30 protein-coding genes are annotated in these 24,845 nt (G+C 38.4%); 8 read left to right on the top strand and 22 right to left on the bottom strand.

The window, feature by feature from the left end:
- The first annotated feature begins 30 nt into the window (after nucleotides 1-30).
- The 4 genes from M2408_RS18955 (at nucleotide 31) to gcvT (ending at nucleotide 3,068) form a co-directional block, all read left to right on the top strand.
- The gene (locus tag M2408_RS18955) at nucleotides 31-399 is read left to right on the top strand and encodes a DUF4359 domain-containing protein (protein WP_259185408.1); all 369 of its coding nucleotides are present in this window, start codon (nucleotides 31-33) and stop codon (nucleotides 397-399) included.
- Between the two features lies 1 nt (nucleotide 400).
- Nucleotides 401-1,093: a pseudouridine synthase gene (locus M2408_RS18950; RefSeq protein ID WP_259185406.1), complete on the top strand. Its 693-nt coding sequence runs from the start codon at nucleotides 401-403 to the stop codon at nucleotides 1,091-1,093.
- Nucleotides 1,087-1,905 (top strand): DUF6929 family protein, encoded by an 819-nt coding sequence (locus M2408_RS18945; RefSeq protein ID WP_259185392.1) that lies wholly within the window; start codon nucleotides 1,087-1,089, stop codon nucleotides 1,903-1,905. The genes M2408_RS18950 and M2408_RS18945 overlap by 7 nt, the downstream gene beginning before the upstream one ends.
- Nucleotides 1,906-1,985: 80 nt before the next feature.
- Nucleotides 1,986-3,068 carry a glycine cleavage system aminomethyltransferase GcvT gene (gene gcvT, locus M2408_RS18940; protein WP_120261258.1) on the top strand — a complete coding sequence of 361 codons (1,083 nt, stop codon included), beginning with the start codon at nucleotides 1,986-1,988 and terminating at the stop codon, nucleotides 3,066-3,068.
- An 83-nt stretch (nucleotides 3,069-3,151) separates the two neighbouring features.
- Here the strand turns inward: gcvT and M2408_RS18935 are convergent, their stop codons facing one another.
- From M2408_RS18935 to M2408_RS18920, 4 genes are read right to left on the bottom strand one after another with little or no spacing between them, the layout of a single operon-like run.
- On the bottom strand, nucleotides 3,152-3,394 hold the full coding sequence (locus M2408_RS18935; protein WP_223584074.1) for a DUF6358 family protein: 243 nt from the start codon (nucleotides 3,392-3,394) through the stop codon (nucleotides 3,152-3,154).
- Between the two features lies 1 nt (nucleotide 3,395).
- Nucleotides 3,396-3,692, bottom strand: coding sequence for a PLDc N-terminal domain-containing protein (locus tag M2408_RS18930; protein ID WP_259185372.1), 297 nt, complete (start codon nucleotides 3,690-3,692; stop codon nucleotides 3,396-3,398).
- Nucleotide 3,693: 1 nt separating this feature from the next.
- Entirely contained in the window at nucleotides 3,694-4,008 is a 315-nt protein-coding gene (locus M2408_RS18925) for a rhodanese-like domain-containing protein (RefSeq protein WP_223584073.1), read from the bottom strand.
- A 53-nt stretch (nucleotides 4,009-4,061) separates the two neighbouring features.
- Nucleotides 4,062-4,184, bottom strand: a complete 123-nt coding sequence (locus tag M2408_RS18920; protein WP_259185356.1) for a hypothetical protein — start codon at nucleotides 4,182-4,184, stop codon at nucleotides 4,062-4,064.
- Nucleotides 4,185-4,274: 90 nt separating this feature from the next.
- Here M2408_RS18920 and M2408_RS18915 point away from each other — a divergent pair, with 90 nt between their 5' ends.
- Nucleotides 4,275-5,579, top strand: coding sequence for a M20/M25/M40 family metallo-hydrolase (locus tag M2408_RS18915; RefSeq protein WP_259185354.1), 1,305 nt, complete (start codon nucleotides 4,275-4,277; stop codon nucleotides 5,577-5,579).
- Here M2408_RS18915 and M2408_RS18910 read toward each other — a convergent pair.
- The 8 genes from M2408_RS18910 to surE form a co-directional block, all read right to left on the bottom strand.
- Nucleotides 5,576-6,076 carry a GNAT family N-acetyltransferase gene (locus M2408_RS18910; RefSeq protein ID WP_259185342.1) on the bottom strand — a complete coding sequence of 167 codons (501 nt, stop codon included), beginning with the start codon at nucleotides 6,074-6,076 and terminating at the stop codon, nucleotides 5,576-5,578. The genes M2408_RS18915 and M2408_RS18910 overlap by 4 nt on opposite strands.
- Nucleotides 6,073-6,645 carry a thiamine diphosphokinase gene (locus M2408_RS18905; RefSeq protein WP_259185340.1) on the bottom strand — a complete coding sequence of 191 codons (573 nt, stop codon included), beginning with the start codon at nucleotides 6,643-6,645 and terminating at the stop codon, nucleotides 6,073-6,075. The genes M2408_RS18910 and M2408_RS18905 overlap by 4 nt, the downstream gene beginning before the upstream one ends.
- A 9-nt stretch (nucleotides 6,646-6,654) precedes the next feature.
- Entirely contained in the window at nucleotides 6,655-7,845 is a 1,191-nt protein-coding gene (locus tag M2408_RS18900; RefSeq protein ID WP_259185338.1) for a M20 family metallopeptidase, read from the bottom strand.
- 13 nt (nucleotides 7,846-7,858) lie between these two features.
- Nucleotides 7,859-8,317, bottom strand: coding sequence for an SPOR domain-containing protein (locus M2408_RS18895; RefSeq protein ID WP_120261266.1), 459 nt, complete (start codon nucleotides 8,315-8,317; stop codon nucleotides 7,859-7,861).
- A 20-nt stretch (nucleotides 8,318-8,337) separates the two neighbouring features.
- Nucleotides 8,338-11,625 (bottom strand): preprotein translocase subunit SecA, encoded by a 3,288-nt coding sequence (secA, locus tag M2408_RS18890; protein WP_259185331.1) that lies wholly within the window; start codon nucleotides 11,623-11,625, stop codon nucleotides 8,338-8,340.
- A 320-nt stretch (nucleotides 11,626-11,945) separates the two neighbouring features.
- Nucleotides 11,946-12,815, bottom strand: a complete 870-nt coding sequence (locus M2408_RS18885; protein WP_259185318.1) for a menaquinone biosynthesis family protein — start codon at nucleotides 12,813-12,815, stop codon at nucleotides 11,946-11,948.
- Between the two features lie 81 nt (nucleotides 12,816-12,896).
- Nucleotides 12,897-13,157, bottom strand: coding sequence for a hypothetical protein (locus M2408_RS18880; protein ID WP_259185316.1), 261 nt, complete (start codon nucleotides 13,155-13,157; stop codon nucleotides 12,897-12,899).
- Nucleotides 13,147-13,956, bottom strand: coding sequence for a 5'/3'-nucleotidase SurE (surE, locus tag M2408_RS18875; protein WP_120261270.1), 810 nt, complete (start codon nucleotides 13,954-13,956; stop codon nucleotides 13,147-13,149). The genes M2408_RS18880 and surE overlap by 11 nt, the downstream gene beginning before the upstream one ends.
- A 155-nt stretch (nucleotides 13,957-14,111) precedes the next feature.
- Here surE and kduI point away from each other — a divergent pair, with 155 nt between their 5' ends.
- The 3 genes from kduI to M2408_RS18860 are packed head-to-tail and all read left to right on the top strand — an operon-like array spanning nucleotide 14,112 to nucleotide 16,890.
- Nucleotides 14,112-14,957 carry a 5-dehydro-4-deoxy-D-glucuronate isomerase gene (gene kduI, locus M2408_RS18870; protein WP_259185301.1) on the top strand — a complete coding sequence of 282 codons (846 nt, stop codon included), beginning with the start codon at nucleotides 14,112-14,114 and terminating at the stop codon, nucleotides 14,955-14,957.
- A 35-nt stretch (nucleotides 14,958-14,992) separates the two neighbouring features.
- Nucleotides 14,993-16,120, top strand: a complete 1,128-nt coding sequence (locus tag M2408_RS18865; RefSeq protein WP_259185291.1) for a DUF4861 domain-containing protein — start codon at nucleotides 14,993-14,995, stop codon at nucleotides 16,118-16,120.
- Between the two features lie 5 nt (nucleotides 16,121-16,125).
- Complete coding sequence (locus M2408_RS18860; protein WP_259186170.1) at nucleotides 16,126-16,890, top strand: SDR family NAD(P)-dependent oxidoreductase; 765 nt, start codon at nucleotides 16,126-16,128, stop codon at nucleotides 16,888-16,890.
- A 27-nt stretch (nucleotides 16,891-16,917) separates the two neighbouring features.
- Here M2408_RS18860 and M2408_RS18855 read toward each other — a convergent pair whose 3' ends face one another.
- From M2408_RS18855 to dnaN, 10 genes are all read right to left on the bottom strand, one after another.
- The gene (locus M2408_RS18855; RefSeq protein WP_259185280.1) at nucleotides 16,918-17,760 is read right to left on the bottom strand and encodes a formylglycine-generating enzyme family protein; all 843 of its coding nucleotides are present in this window, start codon (nucleotides 17,758-17,760) and stop codon (nucleotides 16,918-16,920) included.
- Complete coding sequence (locus M2408_RS18850) at nucleotides 17,757-18,545, bottom strand: hypothetical protein (protein ID WP_259185271.1); 789 nt, start codon at nucleotides 18,543-18,545, stop codon at nucleotides 17,757-17,759. The genes M2408_RS18855 and M2408_RS18850 overlap by 4 nt, the downstream gene beginning before the upstream one ends.
- Nucleotides 18,526-19,281, bottom strand: a complete 756-nt coding sequence (locus M2408_RS18845; RefSeq protein ID WP_259185269.1) for a hypothetical protein — start codon at nucleotides 19,279-19,281, stop codon at nucleotides 18,526-18,528. The genes M2408_RS18850 and M2408_RS18845 overlap by 20 nt, the downstream gene beginning before the upstream one ends.
- A gap of 236 nt (nucleotides 19,282-19,517) precedes the next feature.
- Nucleotides 19,518-20,093, bottom strand: a complete 576-nt coding sequence (gene nadD, locus M2408_RS18840) for a nicotinate (nicotinamide) nucleotide adenylyltransferase (protein ID WP_259185267.1) — start codon at nucleotides 20,091-20,093, stop codon at nucleotides 19,518-19,520.
- 8 nt (nucleotides 20,094-20,101) lie between these two features.
- Entirely contained in the window at nucleotides 20,102-20,671 is a 570-nt protein-coding gene (gene gmk / locus M2408_RS18835) for a guanylate kinase (protein ID WP_120261277.1), read from the bottom strand.
- A 2-nt stretch (nucleotides 20,672-20,673) separates the two neighbouring features.
- The gene (locus tag M2408_RS18830; RefSeq protein WP_120261278.1) at nucleotides 20,674-21,549 is read right to left on the bottom strand and encodes a YicC/YloC family endoribonuclease; all 876 of its coding nucleotides are present in this window, start codon (nucleotides 21,547-21,549) and stop codon (nucleotides 20,674-20,676) included.
- Nucleotides 21,550-21,642: 93 nt separating this feature from the next.
- Nucleotides 21,643-22,215, bottom strand: coding sequence for a CAP domain-containing protein (locus M2408_RS18825; protein WP_259185231.1), 573 nt, complete (start codon nucleotides 22,213-22,215; stop codon nucleotides 21,643-21,645).
- 43 nt (nucleotides 22,216-22,258) lie between these two features.
- Entirely contained in the window at nucleotides 22,259-22,906 is a 648-nt protein-coding gene (locus M2408_RS18820; protein WP_259185219.1) for a DedA family protein, read from the bottom strand.
- A gap of 111 nt (nucleotides 22,907-23,017) precedes the next feature.
- Entirely contained in the window at nucleotides 23,018-23,680 is a 663-nt protein-coding gene (locus tag M2408_RS18815) for a DedA family protein (RefSeq protein ID WP_120261281.1), read from the bottom strand.
- A gap of 14 nt (nucleotides 23,681-23,694) precedes the next feature.
- Nucleotides 23,695-24,816 (bottom strand): DNA polymerase III subunit beta, encoded by a 1,122-nt coding sequence (dnaN, locus tag M2408_RS18810; RefSeq protein ID WP_104384747.1) that lies wholly within the window; start codon nucleotides 24,814-24,816, stop codon nucleotides 23,695-23,697.
- Nucleotides 24,817-24,845: the final 29 nt, after the last annotated feature.

Genomic DNA, 24,845 nt, shown 5'->3' with positions numbered 1-24,845 from the left:
GATCTATCAGCACTAATTCTAGCATAAAAAATGAGTAAAAAAAGAATATTTTCCTTACTTCTGGTTGTCATCATGCTGGCTGCCATCCTGACAAACCCAAGCAAAGAGGAACATGAGAAAATTGTACGTGCAAAAGCCGAGCAATTATTGAAAAGTCAGCTTCATGCAAAAGACCAAGCCTTTTTTGGATTGGGCATGCAATTGTTTGGAAACAAATTAGTCGATGATTTTGTCCAAAATTCTGTTGTTGTGGACAATTATTACCTCTTTTCCCTTACCAAGATCAAATGGCAAGGTAAAGAACAGATTATAGGTGGTGGCGCATTTAAACAGATTTGGCTGAGCCCCAAGATTGATGAAAAAGCAGATGAAATCATTGCTGCATTGAAAAAGATCTAATATGTCCTTAGAAATTCTGTACGAAGACGAATCCATTGTAGCGATTAATAAGCCACATGGTCTATTAGTGCATCGCTCATCCATTGCGCGTGATACATCCGAATTTGCCCTTCAACTCCTACGTGATCAATTGGGAAAAACGGTATATCCGGCACATCGCTTAGATCGTAAAACTGGAGGTGTCCTTCTGTTTTCATTAAATAAAGAAACGGATCAATACTTACAAAAAAGCTTTCAAGAACATCAAATAGACAAAAAGTACCTCGCCATACTGAGAGGCTTCGCTCCTGAAGAAGGGTTGATTGATTATCCATTGAAAAAAGAAAATGGCACCATACAGGAGGCCCAGACATCGTTCAGGTTATTAGCCAAAAGTGAACTGGATATTCCTTTCGGAAAATTCGCGACCTCGCGTTACAGTCTTGTTGAAGCCAATCCACTTACTGGCCGCATGCATCAACTACGACGCCACTTTGCACACATCTTCTACCCCATTATCGGTGACCGTCCACATGGCTGTAATAAGCAAAATAAATTCTGGAAAGAGAACTACCAGATGGATACCATGCTACTGCATGCCTCTGAATTAACCTTCAAACATCCGTTGTCAGGTGAAACTGTTCATGTAAAAGCAGCTATCCAGTCCGATTTTCAGAAAGTACTTGGAATCTTAAACATACACGAATTATGTTAAAATTAATTCTCGAAGCATTTATCAGCATATCGGGCATCGCGGCAGCATCTGGGATTGTCTACAACAATGATGAGCTTCATATAGTTTCGGACAACAGCAATTACCTCTATAGCTATAACCTCGCTCAGGAACGCTTATCCAAAACAGTCTTATTGGAAGCTGAGCCCATGGAAAATATAAGCAAAGCGAATAAAATGGATCTTGAATCTATTACGTTCGATGGCAATCGTTATTATCTCTATGGCTCAGGGTCAACTGAAAAAAGAAACAATTGCTTTATCTGGGACGGAAAAAAGGTCATACAGGAAGACTATAGCAAGATCTATACGCATTTTATGCAGAAATTTGGGATAAGCAAGGAAGACTTTAACATAGAAGGTGTAGTACATATTGATGACCGGATATTGTTTTTCAATAGAGGGAATGGCCCCAAAGGCATCAATGCTGTTTTAGAATATAACAGTAAGGCTGAAGATAAATATCGGTATACTCCTATTGAATTACCCAAGTTAAATGGGATCAGTACTGGTTTTTCCGATGCGACAGTTGTCGGTGATGACATTTATTTCATCGCAACTGCAGAAGATGCAAAATCGACCTATCTTGATGGGGAGATTGCAGGATCTCTACTTGGGAAAATATCAACAGATCTGTCTTCCAAACCTGAAGTATTTCAAATACCCGAAAATCACAAGTTTGAGGGAATCACCTTCAAGGAAAAAACCGATAACGGCTTAATTTTCTTACTTTGCGAAGATACTGATACAGAAGATGCTGAGCTGACTGTCTATTCGTTGAAAGTAACGAATTAAATCGTTTGTTCTAAAATAGAATCAAAGCTAGGAATCACGTATATTTTATTAAATTTGCAACTGATTAAAACTTAATTTTTATGTTAAAAAATACTGCCCTTTCGGAGACACACATTGCTTTAGGAGCAAAGATGGTTCCCTTCGCAGGCTTCAACATGCCAGTGCAATATACTGGTATCAATGATGAGCACGAAACAGTTCGTACAGGTGTAGGAGTTTTTGATGTAAGCCACATGGGCGAATTCATCCTTAAAGGTGAAAAGGCACTGGATCTTCTTCAAAAAATCTCTTCCAACGATGTATCGAAATTATATGACGGCAAAGTTCAATATGCTTATATTCCGAATGAAACTGGCGGTGTTGTAGACGATTTTCTAACATATCGTATAGACGATAACACCTATTTTCTGGTTGTCAATGCTTCCAATATCGAAAAAGACTGGAACTGGATTTCCAAATACAATACCGATGGTGTAGAAATGAAAAACATTTCTGACCAAACTTCTTTATTTGCTGTTCAAGGACCTAAAGCAGCGGATGCTTTACAATCACTGACAGATATCGAGCTTGCCCCAATGGAATATTACACCTTTGCTAAGGGTACTTTTGCTGGGGTAGATAACGTATTGGTATCAGCAACCGGCTATACTGGCGCAGGTGGTTTCGAAATTTATGTTGCCAATGAAGATGCGCAGAAAGTTTGGGATGCTATTTTTGAAGCTGGAAAAGCTTACGGAATTAAACCTATCGGATTGGGTGCTCGTGATACGCTACGTCTAGAAATGGGTTTCTGCCTTTATGGAAATGATATCGACGACAATACCTCTCCTTTAGAGGCTGGCTTAGGTTGGGTAACTAAGTTTACAAAAGACTTTGTAAACTCCGCTGCGCTTAAAGCTGAAAAAGAAGCTGGACTTAAAAAGAAACTAGTTGGTTTTGAAATGATTGACAGAGGTATTCCGCGTCATGATTATGAAATCGTAGATGCTGATGGCAATGTAATCGGTCGTGTTACTTCGGGAACACAATCTCCGACATTGAAAAAATCAGTAGGTTTGGGTTACGTAGATACTGCATTCGCAAAAGACGGTACAGATATCTTTATCCATATCCGTAATCAAAAAGTTAAAGCTAAGGTAACGAAACCTCCATTTGTAAAATAAGAACAGGTGTAGATAATATAAAAAAGAGCAGAAGACGATCGTTTTCTGCTCTTTTTGTATGTAATAAGTAAGAAACTCCGCTCTTATTTATTTTTTCCTTTCGCTTGCTTAGCAGCATATTCCTGTTTTTTTTCACGATCCTTTTCTTGGATAACAACTTTTATCCGCTTGCTTAAAACGACCTTAAGGTAAATCAGGACGACCAAAAATGCGATAGACAACCCTGTCACCAACATATTTCCGGCTTTATACCCTTCAAATCCACAATAAGCCAAAAATACAATGGCCAAGTTCAATACAATATTCAGTATAAAATATTTTGTCATATTACTTTTTTGTTAATCCCAATACACGCGGTCGCCACACAAAGAAATAGAAAATACCGCCGATAATATTAAGCAGTACGATAGCCAGTGCCATCAACATCCGCTCACCATTGGAAATAGTCCTGGAAAGCATAATTTCCCGCAAGGCCAATATCACCCATAAGAGGGACAATAAAATAGAGAGACTACCTAATACAGGGAAGATTCCTAAGTTTAAGAGCCGAGTTAATAGCGCTACAATATAAAAAGCAAGACTAAACAAGAAACCTTGTTTAGTCTGATGCTCCAAGTTTTTCATATTAATAAACGTCTAACTCTGGATCGATTTCCTCTTTCCAGGCCAAGATACCGCCTTTTAAATTTGCTAGATTATCAAATCCTTGTTGCTCCAACAACATAATTGCCTGTGCTGAACGTTTTCCAGAACGACATTGAACGATAACCGGTTTATCCTTCGCAATCTTATCAGACTCGATCAAAATTCCCGAAAGTGGAATATTTAAACCTTCCAAATTTGAAACTTCGTATTCAAATGACTCACGCACATCAATCAATTGAAAATCTTCGTTATTATCGATCTTGCTCTTTAATTCTTGTACAGATACTTCTTTCATTGTCAAATAATTTATACCCAAATATACTACATTTTTTTCTGAATTGTCTTTCTTCAAAGGCCATCAAGAACTTTCGTGCCTGCTGCCAATTCAATGGCCTCCACGAAAGTTTTATCGAAAGCATATTTTCCCGGACTCATTAACATCTCCATTTCAACAGTCATGACCTTTAGCATAAAGATGACATGGGTTTATGCTAAGGCACTACAAATTTCCGCTAAAATTACAGGCGAAATCATTATCTTCATCCGAACATTACTAACTTTATGAAATCAGCACCTAAAATATTTTTAGCCTTATCGTTAATTGCGCTATCTTCCATGACATTTGGACAGCAAGTAATTTCCGACCAGCAACGTGAGGACGTGAGCCGTATCTTAAATACCTTGGCTTCGGATGATATGCGTGGACGATCGGCTTTGACAAAAGACATCGAGCCTGCAGCAGATTTTATCGCCGGAGAAATGAAAAAAATAGGACTCAAACCTTATGCGGAAGAATCTTTCAGACAGACATTCCAACTGGACAAACTCTCGCCAAAAAGCAATGCAGCAACTATAAATAAAAAGACAATTCCTGCTGAGCATATCATATCGCTTGGGAACCATGTGGACCTCAAATGGGATGATAAGAGTCCCATCAAAATCGTTAATATTACATCGGATGCGGATTTCGCCCAAGCCTTTCGGGAACAGTCCCTATCCAAGGAAAATACGCTTGTACTAGTAGATCCATCCTTTGAAACCTCTTTTGTTCGTTTTGGTCAGATGCTCAGCAATCCCAAGTTTATTGAAGATTCGAGTATACAAAAACCCTCAATAGTTTATCTGCTGACAAAAGAAAAACCAAAAACATTCCACATTCATATTGAACGGAACCTTCAAAACTTTCCACTTTTTAATGTTGCAGGAGTTATCCCCGGAAAAAGTAAACCAAATGAATATGTAATTTTCTCCGGCCATTATGACCATATCGGCATATTACCTGCTGTTGGACAGGACTCGATTGCCAATGGAGCAGATGACGATGCTTCGGGAGTAACAGCGATGTTGACACTTGCAGACTACTATAAAAAGAAAAACAACAATGAAAGGACGCTTATTTTTGTGGCATTTACAGCAGAAGAGCTCGGCATGTATGGTTCAAAATATTTTTCTAATCACATCAATGCCGACCAGGTCGTAGCAATGATCAACATGGAAATGATCGGAAAAGATTCAAAATTTGGTCCCAATACTGTCTATATAACAGGATATGATCAATCCGATTTAGGCAAATTAATGCAAGAAAACCTAAAGAACACAACGTTCAAATTTTATTCAGATCCTTATATAAAGCAAAATTTATTCTATCGCAGTGATAATGCTGTGTTAGCCGCAAAAGGTGTTCCTGCGCATTCTTTCTCGACTTCCCAAATGGATAAAGATGAGTATTACCACACAGTAAAGGATGAAGTCGCTACATTAAACGTTCAAAATATTATCTCCAGTATCGAAGCTATTGCGATTGGAGCTTCAGGTATTGTAGAAGGCAAGCAAACTCCTTCGCGTGTGGAAAAATTAAAAGACTAGGAAGACGCTGTACGATCTATTGCCAGCTGCATGACATAGTCATTGAGCACATAGTCATAATAGGCAATATCAACCGTTTCGGTAACCTGAAAACCCTGCTTTAAATAGAAATGGTAAGCAGGGTTATTTCTATTGACATTGAGTTCCAAAATACCTTTGCCTTTGACTTTCGCTTTTTCGATAGCAAAGTCAATCAATGCTTTCCCAAAACCTTTTCCCTGTACATTGGGCATCAAATAGAGCTTTTCAATACGAAGTTTATCTGCAAGAGTTTTCAATGCAACAAAACCTTGGCCAATACCGTCTTCCTTCAGAATATAAAAGAACTGTCCACCTACCATTCCTTCAGCTAAGCCCTCAATGGTATAGCTTTTCTCCAGCATAAAATCTATCTGGTCTTTTGAAAGTATTTCTCCATAAGCATCAGGCCATATAATATGTGCCATATTAGAAATACTACGGATATCTGTCTGTTCGGCTAATTCTATTGTTATCATGAGATTGTCTCTCCTATTAAAATATATTTTGATTTCGAAAATCTGAGGGTAAATAAGCCATCCGTCACTGTTTCATAAAGATCTTCACCAATTTTCCGAAGCCCCTCTGTTGTAATTTCTTCACTTTGGGAATCTATTGTTAGCTGTTCACCCCCTGTTTTCCATTTTGTAAAACCGGTAGTGACAAAATAGTAGCGTCCCCCCTTAGCTAACAAGACCACATTAATCAGATCCAAATAGTGTTGATAGTATGCAAGACCTATTTGATCCGTAATAATATTGACCGCTTTATACTGATGTTTAATGAGATAGCCAATGGCTGATTGCAAAAAATTATCGATATATGGAATTACTTTTAAATTCTCCTGTGCTTGATTCGCTTGGGTCTGCGCAAAAACAATATCAAACTTGTATCCTCTAGCATCCAATGGATCAACCATATTGTTTTCGATAACAATTGTTGGACTCCATTCAAGCAATTGCCCCAAATCTTCTTCTTCTATGAGAAAAAGGTCTTCAATCAGCAGAGCAGGCTCCTGGTTCTCACGAACGATATGATGCGATGACATACTAAAGAGCTAATAGCCTAATCTGCGCAACGTGATATACGCCATTAGTCCTGTACTGATCTCCAACGAGGATTCGTCAACATCGAAGGTTGGTGTATGAACTGCAGAAGTTATTCCTTTCGCTTTATTTCCTGTGCCCAGTCGGTAGAAACAAGCATTGATTTCTTGTGAGTAGTAGGAAAAATCTTCGGCAGCAGGCCATAGATCTAAATCCACGACATTCTCTTTTCCAAGATATTCCTCCGCAAAAGTACGCGCACTCTTCGTCAGTTCAGGCTCATTGATCAAAAATGGATAGCCTTTGCGAACCTCAAAATCACAGGTAGCACCCATACTTTCAGCGATTCCAACAGCCATTTTTACCATCTTCTCGTGTGCTTCAGCGCGCCATTTCTCATCGAATGTACGAAATGTACCCTCGAGATAAACTTGGTCGGGAATAATATTTGTTGCACCATTTGCGATGATTTTGCCAAAAGACAAAACCGTCGGTGTACGCGGATCTGCAAAGCGGCTTGCGATCTGCTGTAAAGCCGTAATAATATGTGCTGTGATCACAATCGGATCAATATTCTGATGTGGATGTGCACCGTGCCCTCCTCTTCCTTTAACGGTCATAAATAACTCATCACAGGAAGCCATATACTTACCTTCACGAAATCCGACTTTGCCAACTTCGATAAACGGCATTACATGTTGACCTATTATAGCAGAAGGTGCTGGATTTTGTAGTGCTCCTTCTTTGATCATTATGGATGCTCCGCCGGGTAAACGTTCTTCGCCTGGTTGGAAGATTAATTTTACCGTACCGCCAAATTCAGCTTTCAAGCTATGTAATATCTTCGCGGTTCCCAAAAGCGAGGATGTATGTACATCATGGCCACAAGCGTGCATGACGCCCGGGTTATTGGATCCATAAGGCCGTCCTTCGACTTCCTGAATAGGTAATGCATCCATATCCCCTCGCAATGCGATTACTTCATCTGAAGGGAGTTCACCTTTAATTAGAGCTACAATACCCGTATCTGCTTTTACTTCGTAAGGGATGCCTAATTGATCCAGCTGCCCCTTTACAAATGCCGAAGTATTATACTCTTCAAAGGAAAGTTCAGGGTTTTGATGAAGATATCTACGGTTAGCGACTGTATCTTCGAAATATTGATGGGCTAAGGCCAGGACTTTTTCTTTCGTACTTGCCATGAGGTTGTTTGATTTATTGATAGACAAAAACGCTTTCTGAAAATACGAAAACGTTACTAAAATATTGACGAAGCTCACGCATAAACGCATTTGCCTCGGAACGACTTCTAAAGTCGCCCACCTTCACCCGATAATTGGGTTCATCATAGGTGATATAGGTATCAACATCTTTATACATTCCCCGAAAACGAGTTTGCTCGGAAAAAGCTTGATTTCGACTAGATCCAGCAAAGATCTGTACGCGAAAGCCTCTCACTTTGACTCTTGTTGCAGCAGAACGTACAACAGGTTTCGAAGGAACTGTTGTGATTTTGCTTTCGACAGGATTGATTCCCATGGCAGCCCTAAAATTTTGAAGCTGTGTAATCAAAGAATCTTTGGTTACAATAACTCCACCCTTTTCTTGCGCTTTTACATTAACGATCGTAAATAGCACAAGTGCATGTATGAAAATCAATCCTCTCTTCAGCATAGTTTAACTTTTCTTAGCGATTAGTTATTTGCGCCGTGGCAATTTTTATATTTTTTTCCTGAACCACAAGGACATTCGTCATTGCGTCCTACTGTATTTTCGTTACGAACAGGTTCTTTCGGTCCATCATTCACATCTTCTTCACTAACACCTGTTGGTGAAACTAATTCTGCTTTTGTTTCAACCGTCTTTACCGGAGCTTGATTCACTTGTCTAGCTTGTAATGAAGTTGTTTCCTGTCCAGGAATCTCACCTTTGAAAATAAAGCTCACGACATCCTTGTTCATAGAAGCCAACATGGATTTAAACAAGTTAAAGGCTTCCATTTTATAGATAATAATCGGATCCTTTTGTTCATAAACAGCATTTTGAACAGATTGTTTTAGATCATCCATTTCACGTAAATGCTCTTTCCATGCTTCATCGATCAATGCCAAGACGATTCCTTTTTCAAACGATTTGAAAACCTCTTTACCATTGGTCTCAATCGCTTTCTTCAAATTAGCAGAAACTTGGATACCGCGGATACCGTCTGTAAATGGAATAACCACATTTTCAACAATCTGACCACGTTCTGCATACACATTATTCAATACAGGAACTGTCAATGCGCCAATTGCGTCAATTTTATGATGGTAAGCGTTAATTGCTTGTTCGAAAAGACGATCTGTCAATCCTTCAATCTTACCTTGCGCAAACTCTTCTGCAGTAATTTCCGGAGTAATCGCAAAAATACGGATTACTTCGATTTGGAAGTCTTCGAAATTACCTTGCTCTTTGGCTTCAGCAACAATCTCCTCTGCAACGTCAAAGATCATATTATTCAAATCCACGTCTAAACGCTCTCCAAACAAAGCATTTTTACGTTTTGAATAGATTACTGTACGTTGGGAGTTCATGACGTCATCGTATTCCAATAGACGTTTACGAATACCGAAGTTGTTCTCCTCAACCTTACGTTGTGCACGCTCGATAGATTTGGTCAACATGCTATGTTGCATCACTTCGCCCTCTTCAACACCCATTTTTACCATGATATTGGAGATCCTTTCAGAAGCAAATAGACGCATTAAGTTATCTTCCAGGGAAACAAAGAATTGTGATGATCCTGGATCTCCTTGACGACCTGCACGACCACGTAACTGACGGTCAACACGGCGCGACTCATGACGCTCAGTACCAATAATCGCAAGACCCCCAGCGTTTTTAACGATCTCGGTCAATTTAATATCGGTACCACGACCAGCCATATTCGTAGCAATGGTTACTTGGCCCGGTTGACCAGCCTCTGCAACGATATCGGCTTCTTTCTGGTGCAACTTCGCATTCAAGACATTATGTTTGATCTTCCGTAATTGAAGCATACGGCTCAATAATTCGGAAATTTCTACCGATGTTGTACCAACCAATACAGGACGACCTTGTTCTGTCAGACGTTGGATTTCTTCCGCCACTGCATTATATTTTTCACGTGCAGTACGATAAATAAAATCCTGTTGGTCATTTCGTTGGATTCCACGATTCGTAGGGATTTCAACAACATCCAATTTATAGATTTCCCAAAGCTCTCCAGCTTCTGTTGAAGCAGTACCAGTCATCCCCGAAAGTTTGTGGTACATACGGAAGTAGTTTTGCAATGTAATCGTCGCATAAGTCTGTGTAGCATCTTCGACTTTTACATTTTCTTTCGCTTCGATCGCTTGGTGTAAACCGTCCGAGTAACGACGACCATCCATAATACGGCCTGTTTGCTCATCGACAATTTTCACTTTACCCTCGTCAACGATATATTCTACATCATTCTCGAATAAGGTATATGCTTTCAATAATTGGTTGATCGAGTGGATACGATCAGCCTTAATAGAGTAATCGCGTAACATGTCTTCTTTCTGAGCGGCTTTTTCTTCCAAAGTCAATGAAGACTTTTCAATTTCCGCGATCTCAGTACCTACATCAGGTAGAATAAAGAATGAAGGATCCTCTCCTGTGGCTGTGATCAATTCAATACCTTTTTCAGTCAGTTCAACCTGATTGTTCTTCTCATCGATGACAAAATAAAGCTCCGCATCAACTTTAGGCATATTTTTATTTTGCTCTTGCATATAGTAGTTTTCTACTTTTTGCAAGATAGAACGATTAGCACCTTCACTCAAGAATTTGATTAAGGCTTTATTTTTAGGTAAACCTCTGTAAGCTCTTAATAGAGCTAGGCCACCACCTTCTACATCAGAATCACCTGCAGCCAATGCTTTTTTAGCATCATTTAATACGGTATTGATATAAGTCTTTTGAACATGTACCAAACGCTCAATACGTGGTTTCAATTGATAGAACTCATGTTGATCACCACGAGGGATCGGACCTGAAATAATCAATGGTGTACGGGCATCGTCAATTAAAACCGAGTCAACCTCATCGACCATGGCAAAATGCAATTTTCCTTGCACCAATGCATCAGGTGTCTGAACCATATTATCACGTAAATAGTCGAAACCAAATTCGTTGTTCGTACCATATACGATATCCGATTGGTAAGCTTTACGGCGTTGCGGCGAGTTTGGTTGATGTTTATCAATACAATCTACTGATAAACCGTGGAATTCAAATAATGGGGCGTTCCATTCAGAGTCACGACGGGCAAGGTAATCATTCACGGTCACGATATGCACCCCTTGTCCAGAAAGTGCGTTCAGATAGGTTGGCAAAGTTCCGACCAATGTCTTACCTTCACCAGTAGCCATCTCAGCAATCTTACCGCTATGTAGTACAATACCACCGATCAACTGTACATCATAATGTACCATGTTCCAGGTTACCTCTGTACCAGCAGCCATCCATTTGTTTTTCCAAATGGCTTTATCACCATTGATAATAACGTTTGGCTTGTAGACAGCCAACTCTCTGTCAAAATCACTGGCAGTAACTTCCAATTCTTCGTTTTCTGTCAAACGTCTTGAAGTTTCCTTCACCACAGCAAATGCTTCTGGTAAAATATCCTTCAATACCTCTTCCAACTTCTTATCACGATCTTTAGACAATTTGTCTACTTGCTCATAAATAGAAGTCTTTTTAGCCATATCGTCCTCATCTTGATCCGCCTCTTTTTTAAGCGTATCTATTTCTTGGTCAATATCTGCAAGGTAATTTTTAATTCTTTCTTTGAAGTCAGCGGTCTTGGCACGTAACTCGTCATTGGTTAGATTTGAAAGTTTATCATATTCAGCTTTGATTTGCTCTACAACTGGCTGAATCCCCTTGATATCTCTTTCGGATTTACTTCCAAATAATTTACTTAAAAACTTTAACATAATTTTTTTTCTATCTCAACTAAAGATTTTGTACAATAATGACTCCAAAGTAAAATTGCAGACAATTTGACACTAATCGGGCAAATTTAGTTATTAGATATGATATCTAACAGCTTACCACTATTTTTTTTGCGTTATTTTTTTCTATCGGATTAGCTTCTTATTCTGCACGGCTCAATTTATCCTATTATCGAGGATCTCGTGTTCTTGAGATCCTGATTATTTGCTCTTTAAATCCAAAATAGCCACACTTGGATCCAAACGGTAGAGTTTTCACACAAGCAACCTACTAATACATACACTTGATATAAGGTACGATACTAAGAAAGAAAGAGTTTTTTATCCGAATGTGGGATAAAGCCCATTTCTTGTGCTTTCTGAAACATCTTAGTAATAGCATTACGTCCTTCGACACCCAATTCAACGGAATATTTATTGACATACAGTTCAATATGCTTATACATCACCTCCTCACTCATCTCCTGCGCATGACTACGGATAAACTCCAATCCGGACTTTGGATTTGCAAAAGCAAATTCAACACTTTCTTTTAAAATTGCATTAAGCGTGGCTTTCACATCTTTCGGCAACGAACGTTTTACGACAATACCACCAAGCGGAATCGGAAATTTTGTCGTACTTTCCCAATATTCCCCCAAATCGACTACTTTATACAGTCCTTTTTCTGCATAAGTAAACCGATTTTCATGAATAATAAGCCCCAAATCAATAGAACCATCCAATAACGCTCCTTCAATATCAGAAAAAACCAGTTCTATTTTATTGGTTAATTCCGGAAATGCCAGACCCAACAGGAAATTTGCTGTCGTAAACTTCCCCGGATATCCCACCTTTAACTTATCGAATTCACCCAAACCGTCACCACTTTTTAACTTCGCTTGGAGCATTTCGGCCAAAGTCGCATCTTTTGTGATCAGCATTGGCCCTACACCAAAGCCCAAGGCGCTACCTGCATCCAATAATTCATAGTCTTCAACGGCATAAGCAAAAGCATGATAACTCAGTTTGGTGATGTCCAGATCTCCTTGAAATGCCTTCAAATTTAATGTCTCAACGTCCTGATATTCCACATCAAAATCCAGCCCCTTTGTATCAATTTTATGGTGGATCAAAGCATCAAAAATAAATGTATCGTTTGGACAAGGAGAAAACCCCAATGTTAATTTCATCTTATTCCTCTTAAAAAAATAAACAATAAAAAACTCGTAAATAACCTTCCCTGTATAGCCCGGATATCTTTACATTTCGTTTTATACTGTCACTTTATGTGTAATTAAATATAATATCATGGACAAAAATGTCATGATGATAATTCCTTTCCCTACCTGATCATTACCTGAACGGTATGCAAACCTTAAGAAAATCAAATTGATCAAAACGGCAATGGTATATGTTGCCATTGGCTTCTCGGGCAGAAAATGAAGTTCGATGTCGGTAAAACGCACCAACAAAAATGCCAGTAAGGGGAAAGCAATTCCTATGCCCGAGCCTGCCCAAAGATTATTTCTCACCTTTGCTGTGTTTCGTCGTACCTTCCAAATGATCAAAACTCCATGAATTCAGTTCTGGGATAGCATGATGTGCAGTCATGTCGAATTGTGTAGGAACAACTGAAACATAGCCATTTGCTAGCGCAAAACTATCCGTATCTTCTCCACGGTCTTGTAAGACAAACTTTCCTGTCGTCCAATAATAATCACGGTTATGTGGATCAATACGTTCATCAAATTCCTCTACCCAATGTCCTCCAGCCTGTCTGCAGATTTTAATCCCTTTAAATCCTTGTGTTTGTGGAAAATTGACATTTAGCAGTGTATTTTTGGGTAAACCATTGGCCAAAACCTGTTCCGTTATGGAAATTACATAAGGCCTACAGTAGCTGAAGTCTGCATCATGGGAAAAATTATCCAACGAAAAGCCAACAGAAGGTATTCCCTCGATAGCTCCTTCGACCGCAGCAGACATTGTCCCAGAGTATAACACGTTAATTGAATTATTGAGCCCATGGTTAATACCGGACACACAGATATCTGGCTTCTGTCCCTTGAAGACTTTATTAACAGCAAGCTTGACACAATCAACCGGTGTTCCAGAACATTGGTACATCTCAACTCCCTCATAGAGATTGATTTTATCCAATCGAAGTGGTCTACCAAGCGTAATCGCATGCCCCATACCCGACTGTGCCGAATCTGGTGCTACGACAACCACATTACCAATTTTTTGCATTTCTTCTAACAACACCTTTATTCCCGGAGCTGTGATACCATCGTCATTAACAACTAAAATATTCGGTTTCTTCTTTACCATATACGAAGTTAGCAAATCTGAAAAATAAAAACCGCAAGAAAATTTGTCTTAATAGATCCTTTACATAAGTACGACATCGATTGCGTAAGATTGTATCGTTTTTGAGAAATATTAGCCCTAAATTTAGCTTTCAAATAAAGAAAAATCATTCCGTTATGAGCATTAATTTTGAATCCCGCTATGCAATCGGGCCGAAAGAATACAAAACATTAGATACACAAGGATTAAGAGATAATTTTCTCATTGAAAAAGTTTTTGAAACTGATAAAGTTAACTTTGTCTACACACACTATGACCGTTACATGGCTGGTGGTGCAATGCCCGTAAATTCTAAAATTAAATTAGAAACAATCCCTGAATTATTAAAAGAACCTTACTTTCTTTCTAGAAGAGAATTGGGTATTATCAATGTTGGTGGCAATGGGCAGGTAGAAGTAGATGGAACATTGTATGAACTTAAAACCAAAGAAGCTCTCTATATCGGACAAGGCGCAAAAGATATCTATTTTTCAAGTCAAGAAAGTGCGAATCCGGCAAAGTTTTATTTAAACTCAACACCAGCGCACCAGAGTTATCCTACCAAAAAGGTCACTAAGGAAGATGCTAATAAAATAGAATTAGGATCTCTGGAAACAGCCAACCACCGTACAATCAACCAAATGTTATTGAATAAAGTTGTACAAACCTGTCAGCTACAAATGGGAATGACAGAGCTTAAGCCAGGATCCGTGTGGAATACGATGCCATCGCATACGCATGACCGTCGTATGGAGGTTTATTTTTACTTTGAGTTACCAGAAGGTCAGGCTGTATCTCATTTTATGGGACCGATAGACGAAACACGTCATATCTGGATGCATAATGATCAGGCTGTCATTTCTCCACCTTGGTCAATTCACTCAGGAGCTGGAACATCCAACTATACGTTTATCTGGGGTATGGCGGGCGAAAATCTCGACTACGATGATATGGATAAGCGCGCTATCACTGAGCTTAAGTAGTATTTAGATATCTTTTCTCTTTAATCCATTATCAAATGAAAAGAACATTCATATTAAGTTTAACGCTGGGGCTTTCAAGCATCGCCTTTGCCCAAAACAATAAGACGATTACGGTTAAAAATCCTTCAGCCGTATCTAGAACAGAGCTGATCAGTATTCCTTATGCAACATTCGAAAAACATTTTGAGTTGAAGAAAAATGTCTTTACGATTGTTGATAGCAAGGATAAAGCGGAACTGGCTTACCAATTGGAAAAGCTAGGACAGCCAACCCCTCAAAATGTACTGATAAAAGTATCTATTGCGCCTAAAAGTGCTTTGACTTTTGGTGTAACTGGAAATACTCCAAAAACCGTTACTACCAAGACATTTGCGCGTTATGTCCCCGAACGTAAAGATGACTTTGCCTGGGAAAATGACATTGCTGCATTCAGAGCCTATGGAAAAGCATTAGAAGGCAGCTCTGAAGATGCCCAAGGATTTGATTTTTGGTCCAAAAGGACGAATGATCTTATTATTGACGAATGGTATAAAACAGGGGATTATCATGCCGATCATGGTAAAGGTTTGGATTACTATTCTGTGGGTCAAACACTAGGTGTAGGCGACGCAACTCCATTTATTGATCAGCAGGTCGTCTATCACAAACATTATCGTCAATACGAAGTCTTAGATAATGGTCCTTTACGGACTACGTTTAAGCTTATCTATGAGCCAGAAAATGTAAAGGGTCAAAATATACAAGTTGAAAAAACAGTCTCTCTGGACGCGGGAAGCCAACTGAACAAAATATGTTATGCAATCAAAAATACGACTTCAAGCAGCACCCCTGTAGTCGTTGGTCTTGCCAAACGAAAAGAGGATAAACCTCAGCTCTTAAACGACAACAAAAATGGCATTTTGGCTTATTGGGAGCCTGCTGAGGGGGATAAAATCACCGGGACCGCCGTGATCTTGCCTAATAAAGTAAAATATGTATTTAAGGATAGTCCAAAACAGTTTTTATTGGCAACTACGGTCAAAAACAACAACCCTTTGACCTATTTTGCTGGAGCTGCATTCAATAAAGCAGGAAAAATAACCAGTTTTGATCAATGGCAATCCTATATCAAAGAATTTAGAAATAACTTAAATCAACCATTAACGATAAAATACTCAAAATAATGTCCATACTGCAATCTTTTGATTTGACCGGGAAGGTCGCTTTGGTAACTGGCTGTAAAAGAGGGATAGGTAAAGCTATCGCCGAAGCATTAGCGGAAGCTGGGGCAGATATCATTGGTGTTTCGGCATCGCTGGAGACAACAGGGTCCGCAGTAGAAAAATCCATCCAAGCATTAGGAAGGAATTTTTATGCTTACCAATGTGATTTTTCAAAAAGAACCGAACTCTATCAGTTTATTGAAAAAGTAAAATCGGAGCATCCAACCATAGACATCCTTTTCAACAATGCCGGAAATATTCTGCGTAAACCAGCAGCTGAACATCCCGATGAGTACTGGGATGAAATCATCGAAATCAATCAAAATGCACAATTCATCCTGACCAGGGAAATTGGAAAAGATATGATTTCACGTGGAACTGGAAAAATTGTATTCACGGCATCGTTATTGACTTTTCAAGGCGGTATCAACGTTCCCGGATATGCGGCCTCCAAAGGTGCAATAGGGTCATTGGTAAAGGCTTTTGCAAATGAATGGGCCTCTAAGGGAGTGAATGTAAATGGTTTTGCTCCAGGTTATATTGCAACGGATAATACGGAAGCATTGAGAGACGATCCAGAACGTTCTAAATCTATCTTGGACCGTATACCTGCTGGACGCTGGGGTACACCGGAAGACTTTAAAGGACCAGCGGTATTCCTTGCTTCAAAAGCAGCAGATTACGTGCATGGCTCCATCCTTACTGTCGATGGTGGCTGGATGGGAAGATAAAAAATCAACCTTTTAAGATTTTTTGTTTTAAAAGTCTTTATCCTTCGGGGTAAAGGCTTTTTTTACTATCCTAAATCCGAGATTACTGAATGAGGCATTCGGGCTAACAGAACCAATATAGACCGTATTGAATGCCGAACAGCTATTTCTACTGCACCACCATGACCCTCCTCTTGCATGAGCCACATAACGCTCCCCATCTCTATTTAGCTTGCCCGAACAAAATTCAAATACATTACCAAATACATCATAAAGTCCCCATGGATTTGGTTTGAATGCCCCTACGGGGGAAGTATACATATAACCATCCGAATAGTCTGCTTTAAGGTGATCCCTGCTATGCCATATATTAGCATATTGACCTATATTTTCTTTATTCACCCCCTCAAAATAACGTCCATCACTACCGGCCCGCGCAGCAACTTCCCACTCCTCAAAACTGGGTAACCTGCAATCAGCCCAAGTGCAATAAGCCAATACGTCCTTAAAAGATATACAAGTGACAGGATGATCCATTTTGTCTACTATACCACCACGGCTTATCCCATTTGGGAAACGCCAATAAGCAGTGCTGTCTTGCAGCCATCTGAATTCCGCAAGTCCAGGCTCAAATACCATCGCATTATGATATCGTTCGGCCAAAGTCTGATAGCCCGTCGCCTGTACAAATTTTTCAAATTCAGCATTGGTCAGTTCGTATTGGGCAATCCAAAAAGGCTCTATATGTACTGTTCTATTCGGATTATCCAGACTCATCGTATCCCCCAGTTGGTAATCTCCCCCGGGAATCAAAACATATCCCTTCTCCTGCCCTATTAATGATATATAGCTCAAGAGAAACAAAATCAATATGGATAGTGCTTGTCTCACTGATTTAGACGTTTTTTATATAATGCTTGAGCAGATTCAACAATATACTCTTCGTTGGCATTTGAAAAATTTACCCAACTATCAGAATGCGTATTTTCTCCGTATAACTTGTTGTATATTTTAGACTGTTCAAATGCTCCAAAATTTGACGTTTTCAATAGCTGAAGCAAAGTAGTCAATATATCTTTGTCCTTTGGATTCTTTTGATAGAAACTGAGCAAAAAGGGAATACTTTCCCAAGCGTCAATTTCTATTAATGCAGTTTTATAATTCAATCCGAGTACATTGTTTAGGTTCGCTTGATCTATGATCAGATCTATTACTCTTTTTTTATTTTTCTTCATAAAATGAAGCTGTCGTTCACTCCAAAAGACACCATTATAAACAAAAAGCAATTGCGCAAATATTTTACTTTGGGGGTTAAATACAAACATTCGCTCCGCACAAGCCTGACTGTAAATTTCAGGATAGATCATTATATAAGTAAACTTCTCTTCAAAGCTCAGCTTATCAAAGTCGGCTCTCGAAATTCCGGCGTTATAGTCTACCAATGCTTCTTCCGGAAGCTTTTTTGATTGTTGCTCTACTAAGTCTTGAACCTTTTTGAGACCAAAAGGTGGTATGCTTGCTCTTTCCCGCATCGCATAATAAGCTGAATCTTTTGACCGAGGTTCATTCCAGGCAATATCTTTATATTCCTGATATTCTTGGCCAAAACTCGGATTACTGATAAAACCTAGCAAGATCAGGCAGCAAGCCCATATTTTATTTACCTTTTTTTTCATTGTAATACCCCATTGCTCTACGATATATTAGTGCTTCGTTTTCTTGATTATAATCCAAGTAGGAATAGTAATTACTTGTCTCCCCATATAACTTTTTGAAGGATGTAGACTTCATAAATTCGCTATACTCGCCACGTTTCATCAGCAACAACAGCAAAGTTAATGCATCCTTATCTTTAGGGGTTTTCTTTGCATATTCAATAATAAATGGAATCATTTGCCAGCCATTGATCTGTTCAATCGTCTCCTTATAATTCACTCCCATTCGTTTGCTTCTCAAGACAGACTCTTGAATCAATTTCATAACCGAATCTCTGTTTTCCTGCAAAAAGTCAGTCTGTCTTTCTGACCACCAAGCTTCATTAAAACCACCGAGCAATTTACCAAATATTTTCTTGTCAATAGCTTTCTGATTTTCTGGTATATCGCAATTCTGAGCATATACCTCCGCATGAATCATGGTATACGTAAATTTTTCGCGTAAACTTAAATTCTTAAAATCCGTTGCAGAAAGAGCAAGCACACCAGTATCTGTCCCATCTTTATCCGCTACCGGAGATAATTTAGCAATCAAAGCTTTCACCTTCGCCAGACTATAAGGTGGTATTGTCATCTTTGTCCTGAATTCAATAGCAGCGGGATCCATGATATAATTACTTCCCTCCTCGTTTTCTGTCTGTGCAAAAGCCCAAGTCCAACTACCTAGGCAAATAAATAATAAAATTAAACTTCTCATAAAGTATACATAATGCTATTTAAAAGTAAAGAAATTATTCCTACCAAAAACAATTCCATTTGTTAAATCTAATACCATAAATATTATTTACTTCTGATCTATAAAGGTATCACTTTCGATATATCTACATTTTCCAAAGCTATGCGCTGCACAATTAGCTTTTCTACCACATAGAAAACAAAAATCCCCAGACTTCCTAAGAGATCCAGGGATTCACTTTGTATATTTTGCAGTCCTTATGAATAAAGACCCTTTTTATCTATAAAATCAATAACTTTTTGCGGTGTAAAAAACTGAATATTCTTATTCTCTTTGATCGCTTTTCGCAGAAAAGTAGAAGAGAGTTCCATTAATGGTGTATCTGTCATGGTTATTGAAGGATGATTCTTTAGTTTTCCTCCATCATAACCCGGACGAGGGTACACATAAATATGATAATCACGCAAAATAATCTCCGCATTCTTCCATTTCTCCAACGACTCTAAGATATCCTCCCCCATCAAAAGCACAAATTCTCTATTTGGATATTTTTCTTTTAGATACGTTAAAGTATCTATTGTATAAGACGGTACTGGTAAATGAAATTCAATATCGCTCACACGCAAATGTTCACAATCTTCCACTGCCAGATTGAGCATCTCTAAACGATCGTAGGGATCCGCTAAGGTAGATTTTTTCTTAAATGGATTCTGTGGAGATACCACAAACCACACTTCTTCCAGTCCAGTAAAATTGGCCATGTAATTTGCTATAATCAAATGCCCAACATGCACCGGATTAAAGGAACCAAAAAACAAACCAATTTTTTTCATTTCGCCCTTTATTTATTGATGAAGCCCATTACAATTTCCTCAGCATCAGCGCAAGCTGTAGCTAAATCAAAATTTTTCAGGATTACATCAAACTTATTCGCATAGGTTAGTTCTAATTCCGCTTTGGCAAATCTTTCCTGTAGTTTTTCCTCCGAATCTGTGCCACGTCCAGTTAGACGTTCTTTAAGTACTTCTAATGATGGTGGTTGCACAAATATAGAGATTGCCTGCTCTGGAAATTTAGATTTCAGACGTAATCCTCCGACGACATCAATATCGAAAATAACATTTTTACCCTCTTTCCAGATACGTTCGATTTCGGAACGCAAAGTACCATAAAATGTACCAGAATAGACCTCTTCAAATTCGATAAACTCTTGTTTGGCCACTTTATGCAAAAATTCTTCTTTGGACATAAAGTAGTAGTCTTTTCCATCGACTTCCTGTCCCCTTGGATCACGGGTACTCGCAGAAATAGAAAATTCTATTTTATCCCCATGTTTACTTAAAAGGTCTCTTACTATAGTTGTTTTTCCAGCGCCCGACGGTGCTGAGAAAATAATTAATTTACCGCTCATCCTTATAATACGTTGAGCAACTGCTCTTTTATTTTTTCTAATTCTTCCTTCATTCTAACCACAATCTGCTGTATACCAGCGTGATTAGCTTTAGATCCCAAGGTATTGATTTCACGGCCCATTTCTTGAGAGATAAAACCTAATTTCTTACCATTTGAATCGTCAGAATCAAAGGCTTTTAGAAAGTAGTTACAGTGGGAACGCAACCTAACTTTCTCTTCAGTGACATCTAATTTATCGATATAATAAACAAGCTCCTGTTCAAAACGATTCTGATCTACATTCTCTTTACCCACGCTATCATTGAGAAATTGCTCTATACGTTGTCTGATCAAAGGGATACGTTCAACTTCGAGTGCTTCCACTTCGCCCAAATAGGTCAAAATCATTTCAGCTCTCTTTTTTAGATCTTGAGCCAATACATTTCCTTCATCTTCACGGAATGTATTGAAATGTCTTACCGCATCATAAAAAGCATCCATCAATACGCTAGATTCTTCATCATCAACGGTATCGTCATTGTTGGTGACAACTTCAGGCATATTTAACGCCAATTCGAATAGATTGACATTTGTATCATTTAGCTCATTTGCGATCTGCTGCAATTGACCATAATATTTTTTCAGTAAATCAGCATTGATAGATGAAGCCTTGGCTGTTTGATCAGCATATTCTACGGTTACATTCAGATTAACTTTTCCGCGTTCAATAAGCTTACTGCATTCAGTACGCAAGGTCAATTCTTTGTCCGAAACTACTTTGGGCAGACGAAGATTTAATTCAAGGAATTTTGAATTTAAGGACTTTATTTCGACACTATATTTGACTTTACCGTTCTCTTTGGAAGCCGTGCCATATCCTGTCATGGATTTTATCATATGCAAAGGTATGACTTTTCGAATAAAAGTTGAAGACGCAACATAGATTAATTGCTGATACTCCTCAAATTACCTCCAAATAGGATAGTTTATTTACCAATCATGCTTTGCAATAATAACAACGAGATAGCTTTCATAAGGACTAGCTCCTTTGCACTTCACATAACCAATCCCGATATCATATAGTGATCCGTTCCATTGATCCATACCCAACAAATGCGTACGATGATGATAACCTGGCGCTTCTCTTCCGATAATCAATGCTTTAATAGCATCGGTTGCACTAGCACGATTAGCAGCAATGGATTCAAAATTATTGGCGCTCCTTTTTTTTAGCCAAGACTGATTTAACTCGTATCCGGCTTCTTCGATAAAATAATTGGGTCCATAGCCTTCAGGAGAGACATGATCAAAATAAGACCGTTTGGCCATATCTTTAGCCCGATATTCTGCAACTTCGGCAAGCTGCTTGTTCCAATTAAGCTTTGTTCGGGTAACCTTTTGTAGATTGAAAAGCTTTAATTCCTTTTTATATTTCTCGGGATTTGTTCGGATTTTATTCAACAGATCGTAAGCCTCTTTTGCTTGGCGCCGATCGACAGAGGCACGTTGCCCCAAAGCAAGCTGTGTGACAAATAAGGTAAATGCTAAAATGAAGTATTTCATATCAATCCTTTAACCTTAAAAGACTGACTTTAGTATTTAACGTTTAATCTTTTTTTGACCTTTTAACCGCTAAAAACTGTATCAACATGGGTATTAGGCTAATAAATATGATAGCTAATACAACTAGGGAAAAATTCTGCTTGAAAAAAGGAATCTGCCCAAAAAAGTAACCCGCTAGAATAAATAACGATACCCATAATATACCACCTGCTATATTGTATTTGCCGAAAATACGGTATGGCATTTTACCAATACCAGCTACAAAAGGGGCAAAGGTTCGGACGATAGGTACAAAACGAGCATAAACAATGGTTTTAGTACCATATTTAGCATAGAAATCTTGTGTTTTTTGAAGATAGGATGGTTTAAAAATTTTTGAGTCTGGTTTAAAAACTCGAATTCCAAAATATTTACCTATCTCATAATTCACAAAATCGCCAGAAATAGCCGCACATATTAGAATAAATAGGAAAAGTGACAGTGAAAGGTTGCTTTCTGGTCGGGCAATAATGGCTCCCAATGCAAATAATACTGAATCCCCCGGAAGGAATGGTGTAACCACAAATCCTGTTTCAGCAAATATAATCAAGAATAGAATGAAATAAGTCCATCCAGCATAGGTATTGACAATCTGCAACAGGTGTTGATCAATATGTAGGATAAAATCGACCAGTAGATAAACAAAATCCATATTCGATAAATAAAACCTTCATGCTCTCTGTAAGCTCCAACAACTATGAAAATCAGCTGAAGGTTCTTTCTGACCAATAGAAAACAGACAATTTCAGAAAAAAAGGAAGTCCTATTGAACTCCCTTTTTAGTTTTTATTTTTTCTTTTACCAATTCAAATATAATAGGCAGTACTGAAATAAAAATGATCAGTAGTACCACTTTCGAAAAATTATCTCGAATAATTGGAATATTACCCAAAAAATAGCCGGCTAATGTTATGCCGCCCACCCACAACACAGCTCCTACTATATTGTAAGTAATGAAAGTACCATAATTCATCTTGCCAATACCACCAACAAATGGTGCTAAAGTACGAACGATAGGTACGAAACGAGCTATGACAATCGTTTTACTTCCATACTTTTCATAGAAAGCGTGTGTTTTTGCAATCTGTTCATCCTTGACAACCTGTTTTCCAAAAAGTTTGAATTTTGTCAATCGCATCCCAAAATGCTTTCCGATGGAATAGTTAAGAGAGTCGCCTGATATTGCAGCAATCAGCAGAATCAATATCATCAACCAAACATTCAGTTCATTCGGTTGTGCAGCAAGCATTCCGCCAGCAAACAGCAAAGAATCTCCAGGTAAAAAAGGCATTACGACCACACCCGTTTCTACAAAAATGATAAGAAACAAAATAAGGTATGTCCATAATTGATAATCATTGACAATTTCAACCAAATGTTTATCAATATGGAGAATAAAGTCAATAAGGTGTGTAATTATTTCCAAAACCGATAAGAAGATTAAGCGTTATTTAACATCACTGGCATAACCAACATCAAAATGTCCTCGTGATCTTCAGACGTCGCAGGAATCAATAAACCGGCACGGTTTGGCGTACTCATCTCGATAACAACCTCTTCGCTTTCAAGGTTATTTAACATTTCAACCAAAAATTTAGCGTTAAATCCGATCTCCATATCATCCCCTTCGAATTGACAAGACAAACGCTCGTGGGCTTCGTTGGAGAAATCCAAATCTTCAGCAGAGATATTCAATTCGCTACCTGATATCTTCAAACGTACTTGATGTGTTGTTTTATTTGCGAAAATAACAACTCTTCTCAAAGTGTTTAAGAAAAGTAATCTATCAACCGTCAGCTTATTTGGATTGACCTGAGGAATTACCGCAGCATAGTCAGGGTAACGCTCATCGATCAAACGACAGATCAGATTGATATTACCAAAACTAAAAAATGCATTAGTCTGATTATATTCGATAGATACTTTTGTATCATCCGAAGGTAATGACGATTTTAATAAAGAAAGTGCTTTCTTAGGTAGAATAAGTGAAGCAGGTTTTTCAGCACTGATATCCGATCTTGTGTAACGTACCAATTTATGTGCATCTGTAGAAACAAAAGTCACATTTTTCTCAGCCAATTGCACTAAAACCCCAGACATCGCTGGTCTCAATTCATCGTTACTTACCGCAAAGATAGTCTTACTGATAGCCTCCGAAAGAACCGGAGCCGGCATTTCTATAATAGATCCGTTATCAATAGAAGGAATTTTAGGAAAATCATCTGCATTTTCTCCGCTCAATTTATATTTACCATCACCTGCACTGATTTCAATAGCCAATGTATTCATGTCTACTGAAAAAGCAACGGGCTGATCTGGGAGAGTTTTTAGTGTTTCTATCAAAATCTTAGAAGGCATAGCTACTCTTCCTTCTTCTTTTGCTTCAATCTGCAAAGAAGTAACCATACTCGTCTGTAAATCCGTAGCAGAAATAGTCAAGTTATTGTCTTTTATTTCAAAAAGAAAGTTTTCCAATATTGGTAAAACAGTACTTGTACTAGATGCTCCATTGATAGCTTGTAACTGCTTTAATAAAATTGATGTTGATACAATGAATCTCATTTCCTAATTACTAATTATTATGTGCAATA

It is taken from the genome of Sphingobacterium sp. BIGb0165 (assembly GCF_024810095.1).
Classification (GTDB): Bacteria; Bacteroidota; Bacteroidia; order Sphingobacteriales; family Sphingobacteriaceae; genus Sphingobacterium; species Sphingobacterium detergens.
The sequence above is the reverse complement of the archived record's forward strand: the minus strand, read 5'-3'. Positions and strand labels throughout refer to the sequence as shown.